Raw genomic sequence first — 12,953 nt, forward strand, 5'->3', positions numbered from 1 at the left:
ATCAATAATAGGTGTACCATCAAAAGCATCAATACCAGTAATTTCCACAATTCCCTCTTTTTCATTAACATCAATTAGTTTGCAGGTGGTTAACGCCAGTGGGTTGGGTCGGTACTCCGCACGAGTGGCAAAAACCCCAGCTAGGTGATTGGTAGCGTATGGGGGATGAGTACGTAATGCAGTCCTGTATTTGGCATTGTCAAATTTATCCGCCCACCAGAATACCATGACATGACTAAATTCTGCTAAGTGCTTTAATCCTGGACGGTATGGTTCTGAAATTTTCAGATAGGTTTTGGAATTTTTCATTACCACCTGTCCAATTTTAAAGATTTTATAAGTCTCAGGGGTCTTTTGAATGTCAAAGAATTCTATGCCGGATCTGGTTTCATCCTGACATGAATCTGGAACTATGGGAAACTGTATCTCGGTCAAAAGCTCGTTTTCATTTACATCCTGGGGGCTGTTAAGGTAAATCTCACGGGGAGCCCCGATCATTTCACCCCCTTCTTTAAAAAGGTGTTCCATCATTATTCCATAAGCTGAAACCACTCCATGGTAGGGTCCATGGTAAATACTGAAGATAACCTGGTGTTGGGGCATTACCTTTATTTTGATCCTTCCTTCACCCTTTACCTGTCCTTTGAATGGTATTCCTACATCGTATTCCATCTTTTCGGGGGCTACATCCATGGGGCTGGTGTAGTATACTACAAATGGTGGTTCGTTGATTACTAATCCTTTACTCATTATCCAACCAGTTAATTCCCCTATTAATTCTCCCATATCTTCTACTGGTCCAATATATGATATGCTGGCTACCTGTTTTTCTTCAATGGTTTTTGAATCAATTTTCATGATTTTTCTCCTATTGATGGTTAGGCATAATCTGAACATCATCCCATATATATTTAATTTTTTACGGAATAATATTCCGTATTTTAATGAACTTATGTTTATGAATTAAATGATGGTTTAAAAATGAGATTAATTCAACAAATGAGAAAAATAGTGAATTTGTGAAAAATGTAAATCAAATATTAATAATAAAATAGATTTAAAGAAAAATATTTATTTTAAAAAAGAATAAAAGAGTTTCATGGATAAAAGAATAGATTCAGACCTTTCAAGAGAGTTTCTATTAGATTCCATTGAAGAGATAGTTCCTATTTTAAAGGCCATTGGGAACCCAACCCGGTTTAAGATCCTTATTTTGTTGTTAAATGGCCCTTCAAACTTTCAAATGCTCCTTGATGAAACAAATCTAAAAAAATCTGCCTTGGCTAATCATCTCAACACTCTGATAAAATCAGGATTATTGGAAAAAATCCAACATGGAACTTATTGCCTCACTGAAGATGGTAAAAAATACGTTGAAACCATTGGAAAGACTTTTAAAACCAGCCAAATGATCCAAGAAGAAATGAAAATATCAGAACAAAGGAAAAGTCTTTCATTGACCTTTTTAGAACGTAAGAAAAGGAAAAATTAGATCAAGGTCTAAATTTTCAAAGTAATGTTCAAATCATCCCATAAAAATTATCCCATTAGGTGTTCAGGCAATTATTTAACTGAGAAATATTTAGTCCATTCAAACTGGAATAAAAAATTAAAAAATAAAATTATTCTGTAATATCGTACAATATTTTCATGGCCTTGGTGAATGGAGGGTTACCCGAAGTTAAAAGAACCACCCGTAGGACATCAACAATTTCATCCCGGGTTATATCAAATTCTTTCATGGCACTCATCATCTGCTTCTTCATGGCCCGGTCATCAGAGGCTGCGGCAGTTATTCCCAGGGCGATCAGCTTCTGTGTACGATAGTCTAAGACTTTTCCAGAATATGCTGCTTCATTCAACTCAACTACTGCTTTAAAGATATCAGGATAGTCTTTTTTAACATGAGCCATTCCTTTACCATAAAAAACATCTTCTTTCATCTTATAACCTCCATAAATATATTCATTACTTTTATTTTATGTTATTTATTCCATATATAATTATTAACCGTAAACAGTGTTAAAGGAATATATTAGACATCATGAGATATGACACTGCCAAAATATTGGATAAAATAATTTAAATAAAGAAAAAAAAGAGAAATATTAACAGAGATATTTTTGGAATATAATTATTATCTTTCAGGTAATAAGATGAAAACCAATAAAATAAGTGGTATTTTGCTCTTAATCCTATTTTTTAACTTATTTTTTGTTCAATCAGATTATGCATCTCCCTCTGAAGATATAATATCCCATGTAAAATATATAACCCAAGATATAGGGCCCCGTCCAGCAGGATCAACCTCCGAAAATCAAACAGCACAATATCTAGCCTCATGCTTCCAAAAGTATGGAGTTAAAACTGAAATTCAAGAATTTAAATACTATTCTCTTAACTCAAATGATATAAAAACTTCAAGGAATGTGATCGGCACCATAGAAGGTGTTTCGGATAAAGAAATAATAATATGTGCTGATCTAGACACTCCCCAAGATATTTTAGTTGGTAATTACAGTCCAGGGGCCAATGATGATGCTACTGGCCTGTCAATTCTAATTGGTTTAGCAGGTAAATACCAGAATAAAAAACCATTTTACACAATAAAGCTGGTAGCTTTTGGTGCTGGAGAAGATGGTTTTACATTTCCCCTTATAACTCCTAAAAGATCCAATTTACCACCCGATGCCTATCATCAAATTGTTTACCTTCCTTATTTGGTGGGCGCTCGTCATTATTTGCTTAATCATCAGAATGAGGTGAATAATACCCTGGCAGTGATCAGTGTGGAAGCAGTAGGTATCGGAACTCCTTGTGTTATTTCCAAGGATTATTATACAAAAAATGATGAATTTCTAGTTAACTTTTTAGTGTGGAACGGGAAATTACAGGGAATAAATACCGAAAAGATCAATTTTATGGCATCAAATAGAACTATTGGTGGCGAATCTGCCATCAGCCATATTTATCTGCCATTTTCTATTGCTGGGATCCCTTCAACCTTTATAACTTGTATGAAAAATCCTAATATAAACTCTCCAGTTCACGACGTGGAAAATGAGATGCCAGGATACCTTTCAGTAGATGATAACTATCAAAACCTAGTGAATCAAAATGGTAATGAAGGAAATTTAGAAACACACTTGCAAACTGTTCTTTACCTAATATTTGATGATATTAATAAATTATCAATCTTTAATATTATAAACGGGCAGATTTAACAGTTATATGACAACATTTCAAACCATAAAAACTAAATTCTATTAAAAAAAGAATATTAATATAAAAAAATGGAGGAATTAGGGGAATCATATTAATTTATGGGGGGAAGTAAGAAATGCAGTTGAAAAGATTCATAAATTTTTTTTTCACATCAATATTAGTTTTTTTAATGTTAAACGTGTGTTTTGCCGATGATGGGCCAGTTATAGATAAAAATCAGGCCCAGGCTATAGCACAAGATTATTTAAATACCCATAGTTATTCTTCTTACAAAGCTGTGGCCACTGATACATTACTAGCAAAGGTTAAGGATAAATCTACCGGAAATACTTATTGGATGGATGCAGGTCAAGCCAAAAGTGATGTTCGTGAAGAAAATCCTAAAATCGATTTAGTTTTAAATTTTGTTAGAGTGGTTGATATTGTAAATAACGGAAAGATTGTCGGTAAAATCTATGTAGACTCTTACGATAATGTTGGTGAGATTGTTTACAAAGAACTTCCTGAAAACAGTGCCACAAGTAGTGATGGTGGAAGCAACGGAGAAAGCAGCGACGGAGGCGATTTAACATATAATGGAAGTGGGGACCAAAACTCTGGAGGAATCATAGGGACGATTCAGAGCTTCTTCAATGGAATATCATCCTTTTTCCAGCAAATATGGACTTCCATCTTCGGAGGAAATACTAGTTAAGGTGAATGAACCGTTGAAGATGGGGGTTTAAATGAATGAAAAAAAGGATAACAATATTATTATTTTTTATAGCGATTATTGCATCGTCTGGATGTACAAATTCGGATAACGACCAAAATGCAACAACTGAATTAAATAGAACAGATTCGAGTAGTGGATCAGGAAGCGGTTCAACTGGAGGCAGTAGCTCAGGTGGATCAAGTGGATCTGGCGAAGGAACTCTTATTGACTCAGGTAAGACTTCCGGACCAACTACAGAATTATTAAGTGGTGAAACCTATGAATGGAAAACCTACAAGATCAATGATAACAAAATAGTTATGTACAGTACTTTTACAAATACGGATGGAAAAGTTGTTAAACAAACAAATACTTGGGAAAAAGCCCCAAATGATCCAGATCAACTCATACAAATAACTGTAATTCCAAAAGAATCAGGCACAAGCAGCTGGGAGCACCAAACTTCAAATCAAGGTTACTCCACCGTATTAAACTACTATTGGCATGTTCGAGGTTCCGGATTCGGCGGACCAATACATTGATTGAATAAAGGATGATAAAATAAGATTAAAAGGAGTTTATGTATTGTATTGGTAGGTTGTTTTGTGGACTTGCATATGCAGATTCAGTGGAATAACACCCTTTTTCCAGCAGATGGGACTCAATCTTTGTAGTTTAATAAATTTAGATGAATGTGATAAGGGGAACTGAGTAAAAATCAGTTCCATGGTTTTATCTATGGGACAATGACACTTTCAGGAAGTTTTCCATTGGATTTATACTCATTTAATACCTTAATAAATGTTTTAAGGAGCATTTCTGGTGATAGATCGTTAGCACCACCTTCATAAACACCAATATAGTTAGGAACTATACTATTTTGATCCATCCATTTGTAGGTACGATCTGCCATGTCCACGTATTCATTTTTGGCAATTTTTGCTGAATTGACGGTACCAGAAGGGTTTTCAGCTTTTTGGTAAGTTTTTATGGGTATATTGCCTTTTTCTCCACTATTAATCATTACAATGCCCTTGGCAAATATATAAAGGCACTGGTTCATAGAAAGGTTAACCCCTTTGAATTGAATGCTTTGAATACTTCCAGTTGATTTTGATACTTCAGAAGCTAAATTAGGAACTTCAGATACTGGAATCCCCGAGCTTTCAGAAATCGTGATATTATTGTTACTTGTACATCCTGAACAAAACAAAATCAACCCAACAATTACTATTCCTAAAACAAACACACCCTTCATATTATCCCCCCACTATTTAAGTAACAAAATATTCTTTATTTTAACTTCATATTAAACTTTTAGAATACTGGGAAGTAACAGAAACAGGAGTTAGGAATGACAGAAACATTTGTTGAAATTAAAAATCTAAAGAAAGCCTTTACAACGGGAAAAATAAAGGCCAACTAAAAAGATAAAAATATTTTGATTGATTAATTATTTATTGTTTAAAAATCTTTTTTAATTCATTATATGAGTTAAGATATTAATAGAAGTCATAATGGTCCTTTATCAGGGTGCCCTTCCCTCATTCCCATTCCCGCTTCCTTCTCCAGTGCTCCCTTCTTGAAGAACATTTTAACCAGGTTCTGGGCGTGTTCACGGGCACGGTTATCTGCCAGGAATTTCAGGTCCTTCTCATCAACCCCTTCATCTTCGTGGACGAATACTTCCAGGATATGGGTGTTGGTCATGAGCTGTGCCTGTATGAGTCCAGTGGATGCTTCATGGGCACAGGTTTTATCCATTACCTCCGGTCCGGGCATTCCCAGGGCCATGACCACTTCACATCCTTCCTCTTCAATGAGTTTTTTACAGGCCACTGGAAGGTCCTTGACTCCAGGGACTGTTCTTCGGATTATTTTATTATTAGCCACGTGTTGATTTATCTCATTTATAGCAGCAGACGCCATGTCGTAACGGGCAAAAGTAGTATCGCAGATTCCAATTTTCATTTTATCACACTGATGGTTATAAGGTAAGTACGAGTTAAGATTTTCTCTTTGCATATTGTCTTGGTACTGACTTTATATGAATATTTTGTAAAATAACCAAAAATTATGGAACCGCTATTTCATTGAATGAAAAAATAGTTTTCTAATGAAAAAATAGTAGTTTCGAATGAAAAAATAGTTTCCCTGCTTTTCAATTAATCCAGTGATATTAAAAAAGGTTCTAAAAAAGTTAAAAAGTAAGTAAAAAAGGTTGCAGGGGAATTACCCTACAATCCAAAGGATTTTTTCAATAATTCCACATTGACGTATCCTGCTCTGAATAGTTCTCCAGTGGTAAGATCGTTGATTACCACTTCTGCTGGTGCGAACATTCCCTTATCAATCTTGAAGAAGTCGAAGTTGGCTTCTTTGAAGACATCATAGAATGGTTTTCCATATCCATCAGCAGCAGAGGATGGTAAATTCTCGGCCAGTGATTTCAGGTCGTCCTTGGTTTCTGATTCAATGTAATAGTAGGTTCGGCCACCGAATAAAACTGCGTCGTTGGTTTTTCCCATGGCTTTTAAGCCGTCAGGGTCCACAGGAGCTATTGGGGCTATTCCTGCTGCGTGTTTGACCTTGTTAACATCGAAGTGCAGGGCCTCCAGCATCTTGTAGGTTCCGTTTTCCACTACCCTTCCTGCTATCTGGATAGAACCAACCAGGGATGATGTTGGGGCTACCAGGGCGTAAACATTCTCAGGTGCAACTTTACATTCTTTAGCTACGTAATCCAGGACATCGGCTCCAGGGAGTTTGTCGGATTCCAGAGTTATGATGGCCAGGTCTGCTTCATCCATGTAGCCGATTTCTTCATAGGTTTCTTCAGGTTTTAAGGCTAATGCTCTTGCTGGACCTGAGCCCAGGGCAAAAAAGTCACCCACACTGACAGACCATCCAGCTTTCTGTGATCCCAGGGTTGAAATAGCTGGCTGGTGTGTTTTTATCTTCACTGAGGGTAGTGCTAAACCTTCAGAAAGGTCTCCCGGGATGGATATTCCCACTTCAGCCAGTCCACCGAGACATACAATAGTGTAAAGTTCTCCTGCTTTAAAACTTCCAGTTACATTGACTCCTGCATCTATAACTGTTGAACCGTTTTCCAGTTTGTGAACTGCAATATTAAGGTCGTCTGCATTCTCAATCATTAAGTCTACTGTTTTTTTAGCTTCTAAATTGACACTTACCATCTGATCATCTCCAATGAAAGCAAGATCCAATGGACATTATAAAAATTATCCATTAAATTCCTTTTAATCTACCGGGAGTTTTAAGTTTTTTTATTTGGTTTTCATCTATCTTAAAAAGATATCTTAAAAATCATATTCATTAAATTAATAATCCATTTATTAGGTTATTAACCTATTTACTGAACTATTAATCCTATTAATTAGACTATTAACCTATTTATTGAACTATTAATTTATTGATTAAGTTGTTAGCCTATTTACTAAACTATTATTTATACTGCGGCCATTACTAAATTCAGTTAATTCTTAAATCAGTATTTAAACCCTTAATGCCTCTTCAAAGTTCACCTGGTATATGTGGGCGCTGATTGAGTGTATGGTAAGACTGCCCACTTCTACTCCCACTTCTCCGGCAACGTAACGGGAGAGATGAGTTAATCCCACTGCGTTGGGGAACCATGCTCCATATATGTCATGGGAACGCCAGAGTCCGGTGGTGTGAAGTTTCCCTTCCCTTATTTTAAAGTCCACCAGGATCATGCAGGGCACTTCCTCGCTTTGAGTGTCAGTAGGAGGGTCCCATGTGACGGATATTGCCCTTCTGGATTCTTTACAGTTTTTAAGACGATTGATTGCTTCTTTTATCTGGTCTATACCATCAAAATGTTTCCTTAACCGGTTTCCATAGGTGTACACGAATCCCTGTTTATCATCACTCAGGAACTGTTCAGCATATATCTCCAGTTTCTCCCCACTCCAGAAGTATCCATCAGGAATCTCCAGTTCCAGTGGTTGGCTCATGGTTACCACTGTGTTGCGAAGTTCCAGTGTCAGGGAGCCTCTTTCATCGTTTATTTCAGAACCTTTCTGCATTACCCTCTTAACCAGTGTTTCCCATCCATTTTTTATGGTGGTTGTTTTAATCAGGATAGCCATCCAGCTGCCTCCGTCATGTTTTTCAGTTTTTTATAAGCTGCTTCTTCTGGCAGCATACGCATTCCACAGTCCGGGTCAACAATCATGTTTTCTGCTCCAATAATTTTTACTCCCCTCTCCAGTAAGGTTCGAATTTCATCTGGACTTTCCACCTGTTCTTTTTTGGTGTCCACACATCCAAAACCAATTTTCTTACTCTTAAGATCGGTGTTCTGGAGAATTTCCATATTTTTTTCTATTCCTGCAAATTCACAGTCAACTATGTCCACCGGGAATTTCAGGAGTTCTCCCAACACCTGACTTACATCTCCACATACGTGCATGGCCAGGGGCACATTCAATCCTTCAGAAGCTATTTTTATGGCATGGTAGGCTGTTTTGATATCTGCCATTCCAGTGGAGAGGAATGGTTCATCGAATTGTATCATAGCTGCACCGGCCTTTTCCAGGTATTTGGCTTCACGGTTAAGGGCATGCGCCAGGTCGATGATTGCTTTATCACGTTTTTCCAGAGTGTAAAATCCTTCCATTCGTGAGGATAAGACCAGTGTGGTGGGACCTGTGATGATTCCTTTAACACCCCGGGCATCTTCATTGAATTCACCCTCAGATAAAACATTTTCACCTGATTGGAACTCTTCAGATATACCACCCGCAGTTTTTAAGGCGGTTTTAACGTCTTCTGCTCCGATTGAATGGTTTATTGGGAGTATTTTACCTTTGATCTTTGATGTTCCATCCTCCCAGACCATTCCAGTGATTTCCCGGGCGAATATCTCCACCATGTCCCCCCGTACCTGTCCAGTGGATATGATGTTCACACCTGCTTTTACCTGTTGGGTGACAGCAAACTCCACCGCAGCATGGTACGGGTCGTAACTTCCCAGGAAAGAGGATAGTCTGGAAGAGAATGATGATGGTTCCTGTGGGGATGCAGGGTAACTTCCAACTACTGTTGTTAACATTTAAATCCTCGTTGTATGTTTTTATAATTATAATAGTCTTATTTAATGCGCAATAATCTATTTAATGTCAAATAGTTTTATTTAACACATTATAACCTATTTAATGCCCAATAGTCTTATTTAATGTATTCTAAATGTTTTTTTATTTTTTTGTTTCTTATTCCCTAAATAATATACTCAATCACTGAATATGGCTTTCTCGATATATAAAATCAATTATTATCCTGACCAGAGATTACTTATCCAGCTGAGATTACCTAAACTGAGATTAACTATCCAACTATTTATGATTTTGACAGGGTTATCATTATATTAAATAAACCTGTGAAAACATAAAATAACACGTACTAAAATTAGTTATGGAGTTAATTAATAAAACAGGAGGGCATATTGTATGGAATTTGCAGATTGTTTGAAATTCGCCAATGAAAATCCTGTTGCCTGGTTGGCAACTAGTGAGGGTGACCAGCCCCGTGTGAGGGGTATGGGAATGTGGTACGCGGATGAAACTGGTTTTTATTTCCAGACTGCTACCATGAAAGAAATGGTGGGACAGCTTGAGAAAAATGGTAAGGTGGAATTTGCCTTCTACCATCCTGATGAAGCAGTGGGAACCATGCTGAGAGTGGCTGGTGAGATTGAATTCCTGGATGATATTGAAATTAAAAAGAAGGTTTTAGCTGACCGTCCTTTTTTAGCTGAGTTTGGTCTCACAGCTGAAGGTCCAGAACTGGTTGTATTCAGGATCTCCAAGGGTGAAGCTCATTTCTGGGACTGGGAAAGTAACGTTAAACCAAAAGAGATCATTAAGTTTGGGGATTAATCAATTCTAAACTTTTTTTTAAATATTTTTCTTTCGAAGAATGGAAGTATATGGTTTTAGACTGTATGCTCCATATAACTTTTTTTAGATTTATGGCTTTTTAATTTATTAAAAGGATTCTAAAAAGAGTATTTTAACTAAAAAATAATATTTAATCTATTTTAACAGCCCTTATCTTTTCCCGTTCCTCAGGAGGAACCGGTACTTCAACTGTAGCTGTCCCATAACAGGGTTTGGTGTAAGGGAGCATTATAGTGCCTTTTTCCTCATTGATACCAATTGGTACTGGGGGTACACCAATGATGCGGGCTCCCACTATTTTTTCCCCGGGATTGACATGAACCACTTCCGGGGCGTTCTTTTCTATGAAACGAGCACAATCTTTGAACCCGGATCGGGTCATATGTATCTCGTAATCTTCTGATTCACGAAGATAAGTGTCAAGGCAAAACATTTAGGAATCCTCCGGTTTATCAAGTTTATTTTTCATAGATTCAACCTTTTTATCCGATTCACCCTTCTTTTTAGGAGTTTCCATCTCAGGAGATTCATCAGGGTTCTCCAGTTTTAACAGTGCCCTGTCTAAACGTACCCTGAGGGGCGTGGGGTTGTGGTATGCTCTGGCAGATGCAATATCAGCCTGAGTGTTCTCCCGGACTGTGTTTTCAAAGGAATCCAGTTTTTCCTGATCACGGTGGAATACCAGTGCCAGGCTCTGGGTATTGAGGATGTGATAGAAGGTTACAAAATAGCTTACTGCAGCATCTTTAGCCACGAATCCTAAAAGAAAATCATAATCTCCCTCATTTAATCCATCCAGACAGGATTCTATGTCTATCTTGTTCTGTATGTAATATTCCTCAGGATCAGACACTTCCACCAGTTTCTTGGCTGATGGTGTGCTGACCACCGTAACATGGTATCCCATCCCAGTTAATTTATGGGCGGCATAAATTGTCAGTGGAGTTTGTGAAGGTGATTCAGGACATCCTAATAATATAATGGCTTTTTTCATGATGCATTCCTCAATTTTCTTTTTATTATCCTTAATTTCTCTTAACCAGTACCACGTGTCCCACCACCAGGGCACTCAGGAGCAGGAAGGTTAATAGAGCAGTTCCATTAATGGAACGGTTCATTAAAAACAACCCAATTGTTCCCTGGGCAATAAAAGCAGTTAATGACCCTATCAACAGGGCTTCTCTTCCCAGGCAACCTTTGTCCCCATTTTCTCTACGTTCGCGGTAGATGCGGAGTATTCTAAATCCAGTGTACATTACAAAGATGCACCATCCCAGTAAAAATACAAGGAACAGGTAACCGAAGTCGAAAGCCATTCCAAATATGCCTGGGAGCATGTAGTCGATAACGTCTTTTTTGGTTACCAGTATTCCGTAGAATATGGGGAATGGTAGGCCAAATAGGGTGATTAAGTTTACGGGTAATGATATGTATCCATCGGAGCCTCCTAAACAGGCATCACCCCAATAACAGGACCCTAACTGGTGTCCCAGTAGAGTGGTGTTTTTAATTACCATCTGAACACTGGCGGTTGCATAGTTTTCTATCCTGGAAAGTCGCAGCAGTGGGCTGAGCACACTCATGTCCAGAACCCGTGAGAGGACTTCCAGTGATCCAAAAGCAACCAGGGCTGCCACTATAACCAGAGCTATCCTCCGGATAGTGAACACTGATTTCTGGCGGAAAGATTTGGATATTATGAAGAATCCTATGAAAAGCCCGAATAACCATAGTAAAAGGAAAGACCGGTGCATTAACCCTCCAACAATGGTTATGAATAGTATAATTCCACCCATGTATATTTGAAGACTTCTGGTGTTTATACCCGACTTTTTCATCATAGGAATAGCAGCCATTATGGTTACCACTGCCAGTAAAGCCAGTGGCCCGTAGGGATGGGTGAATTCCGAGTGTGTGAATCCTGGTATGAACAAAAACAGGGCATCTACTCCAAACATTAAGGCAAATCCTGCTGCCACGATCATGGCCAACAGGAGAATCAGGTTCAAACCCATTGGTGCCAGGTTTAATATAAAAACAACCGCTATTTGGATTATGATCGCGATTTCTATTATGTACTGTAGGTGAGTCTGAGCAATTAAAGCCATACTGTATAATTCCTCCAATTTAGGACTTTATTTACTAAAAGGATAGTTTATATTCTTTAAAAATTCATAAAAAATCATATGATTTATTAAATGCATTAGTTACCTTGAGTTATGAATAATTTTAAATAAATCTGAATATTGTTTTAATGATGAATATTTTCCAATAAAAATATTGTTATTCTAATGAAAATATTGTTCTAATGATTTTAATATTCAATAATTTATTCACTAATTTCAACTAATTAATTTCAACATCAACTAATTAATTTCAACAAATATTAATTTAGTTTTTATAATATCTCCTTCATAATTTTACAAGCCGTATTTTTATATACTTATAAGGCATGTATTTAAAAGCTTTTGTGAAAGATCATCTGACATTGAATAGTATTCCATACTTTCCATGATTTATTATAATCTTTAATACCAGAAATAACACCAGTTTAAGTAGTTATATTCGGTTTAATACGAAATTTATTACCTTCAATAAAATTTTGAATTATTCATGGGAAAATAGGGGCAAAGAAGACTATTAACCGTCTTTCTCCTTTTATCTTACGTTCTATTTCAACAGGTATTACTTTTCATGGTATGTAACAGCATTAAGTTTAAATACCCGAAAAGATAAGTGTAGTAGAGGGCTGGTAGCTCAGGTTGGTAGAGCGTCGCCTTGGCATGGCGGAGGCCCCGGGTTCAAATCCCGGCCAGTCCATTAATTAAAGGCTTAATTTTTATTTTTGACGGAATATTTTTTTTTACTGAATTATATTTTCCTGAAATTATATTTTCAATTTCTTAAATTATATTCTCATTATTTTCAAGAACTATATCTACTAAATAAGAACTAGACCCTGCTTGATAAATTCCATTAGATATATATTGGTTGGAAATTCCATTAGAACTACATTCGATTTATTAAAATAAGATACTAATTTTCGATTAATACTGCTAAGTATCCAATTAATGATGTTAATTCTCCAG

At 36.9% G+C, this 12,953-nt stretch carries 15 protein-coding genes and 1 tRNA gene; 6 read left to right on the forward strand and 10 right to left on the reverse strand.

The genetic code is table 11. The annotated features are described in order from the left end of the window. Window positions 1–858, reverse strand: an 858-nt coding sequence (locus A994_RS12960) for a TrmO family methyltransferase domain-containing protein (RefSeq protein WP_004031317.1), incomplete at its 3' end; no start/stop codon positions are given. 241 nt (window positions 859–1,099) lie between these two features. Here A994_RS12960 and A994_RS09570 point away from each other — a divergent pair. Continuing rightward, a complete protein-coding gene (locus tag A994_RS09570) occupies window positions 1,100–1,492 on the forward strand; it encodes an ArsR/SmtB family transcription factor (protein ID WP_004031318.1) in 393 nt (130 codons plus the stop codon). Window positions 1,493–1,622: 130 nt separating this feature from the next. On the opposite strand, the gene A994_RS09575 is transcribed toward A994_RS09570, so the two are convergent. Next, window positions 1,623–1,943 carry a carboxymuconolactone decarboxylase family protein gene (locus tag A994_RS09575; RefSeq protein ID WP_004031319.1) on the reverse strand — a complete coding sequence of 107 codons (321 nt, stop codon included), beginning with the start codon at window positions 1,941–1,943 and terminating at the stop codon, window positions 1,623–1,625. 213 nt (window positions 1,944–2,156) lie between these two features. On the opposite strand from A994_RS09575, the gene A994_RS09580 reads away from it, so the two are divergent. The 3 genes from A994_RS09580 (at window position 2,157) to A994_RS09590 (ending at window position 4,461) form a co-directional block, all read left to right on the forward strand. Beyond that, window positions 2,157–3,224: a M28 family metallopeptidase gene (locus A994_RS09580; protein WP_004031321.1), complete on the forward strand. Its 1,068-nt coding sequence runs from the start codon at window positions 2,157–2,159 to the stop codon at window positions 3,222–3,224. Between the two features lie 170 nt (window positions 3,225–3,394). Further along, on the forward strand, window positions 3,395–3,919 hold the full coding sequence (locus A994_RS09585) for a hypothetical protein (protein ID WP_157787275.1): 525 nt from the start codon (window positions 3,395–3,397) through the stop codon (window positions 3,917–3,919). Window positions 3,920–3,954: 35 nt separating this feature from the next. Then, window positions 3,955–4,461, forward strand: coding sequence for a hypothetical protein (locus tag A994_RS09590; protein ID WP_004031323.1), 507 nt, complete (start codon window positions 3,955–3,957; stop codon window positions 4,459–4,461). Window positions 4,462–4,655: 194 nt separating this feature from the next. Here the strand turns inward: A994_RS09590 and A994_RS09595 are convergent, their stop codons facing one another. The 5 genes from A994_RS09595 to A994_RS09615 form a co-directional block, all read right to left on the reverse strand. Further along, window positions 4,656–5,177, reverse strand: coding sequence for a pseudomurein-binding repeat-containing protein (locus A994_RS09595; RefSeq protein WP_004031324.1), 522 nt, complete (start codon window positions 5,175–5,177; stop codon window positions 4,656–4,658). A gap of 254 nt (window positions 5,178–5,431) precedes the next feature. Beyond that, window positions 5,432–5,890 carry a riboflavin synthase gene (ribC, locus tag A994_RS09600; protein WP_004031325.1) on the reverse strand — a complete coding sequence of 153 codons (459 nt, stop codon included), beginning with the start codon at window positions 5,888–5,890 and terminating at the stop codon, window positions 5,432–5,434. Window positions 5,891–6,156: 266 nt separating this feature from the next. Continuing rightward, window positions 6,157–7,119, reverse strand: coding sequence for a methenyltetrahydromethanopterin cyclohydrolase (mch, locus tag A994_RS09605; RefSeq protein WP_004031326.1), 963 nt, complete (start codon window positions 7,117–7,119; stop codon window positions 6,157–6,159). A gap of 318 nt (window positions 7,120–7,437) precedes the next feature. After that, window positions 7,438–8,055 (reverse strand): thymidylate synthase, encoded by a 618-nt coding sequence (locus A994_RS09610; protein ID WP_004031327.1) that lies wholly within the window; start codon window positions 8,053–8,055, stop codon window positions 7,438–7,440. Further along, window positions 8,043–9,020: a methionine synthase gene (locus A994_RS09615; RefSeq protein ID WP_004031328.1), complete on the reverse strand. Its 978-nt coding sequence runs from the start codon at window positions 9,018–9,020 to the stop codon at window positions 8,043–8,045. The genes A994_RS09610 and A994_RS09615 overlap by 13 nt, the downstream gene beginning before the upstream one ends. 394 nt (window positions 9,021–9,414) lie before the next feature. Here A994_RS09615 and A994_RS09620 point away from each other — a divergent pair, with 394 nt between their 5' ends. Next, a complete protein-coding gene (locus A994_RS09620) occupies window positions 9,415–9,843 on the forward strand; it encodes a pyridoxamine 5'-phosphate oxidase family protein (RefSeq protein WP_004031329.1) in 429 nt (142 codons plus the stop codon). Window positions 9,844–9,994: 151 nt separating this feature from the next. Here the strand turns inward: A994_RS09620 and A994_RS09625 are convergent, their stop codons facing one another. From A994_RS09625 to A994_RS09635, 3 genes are read right to left on the reverse strand one after another with little or no spacing between them, the layout of a single operon-like run. Continuing rightward, on the reverse strand, window positions 9,995–10,297 hold the full coding sequence (locus A994_RS09625; RefSeq protein WP_004031330.1) for a DUF1894 domain-containing protein: 303 nt from the start codon (window positions 10,295–10,297) through the stop codon (window positions 9,995–9,997). Next, on the reverse strand, window positions 10,298–10,858 hold the full coding sequence (locus A994_RS09630) for a DUF1890 domain-containing protein (protein WP_004031331.1): 561 nt from the start codon (window positions 10,856–10,858) through the stop codon (window positions 10,298–10,300). It lies immediately after the preceding gene. A 31-nt stretch (window positions 10,859–10,889) separates the two neighbouring features. After that, a complete protein-coding gene (locus tag A994_RS09635) occupies window positions 10,890–11,972 on the reverse strand; it encodes a hypothetical protein (protein WP_004031332.1) in 1,083 nt (360 codons plus the stop codon). Between the two features lie 638 nt (window positions 11,973–12,610). Here A994_RS09635 and A994_RS09640 point away from each other — a divergent pair. Then, window positions 12,611–12,684 (forward strand) — tRNA-Ala (locus A994_RS09640). Window positions 12,685–12,953 lie beyond the last annotated feature (269 nt).

Source organism: Methanobacterium formicicum DSM 3637, from assembly GCF_000302455.1.
GTDB lineage: Archaea > Methanobacteriota > Methanobacteria > Methanobacteriales > Methanobacteriaceae > Methanobacterium > Methanobacterium formicicum_A.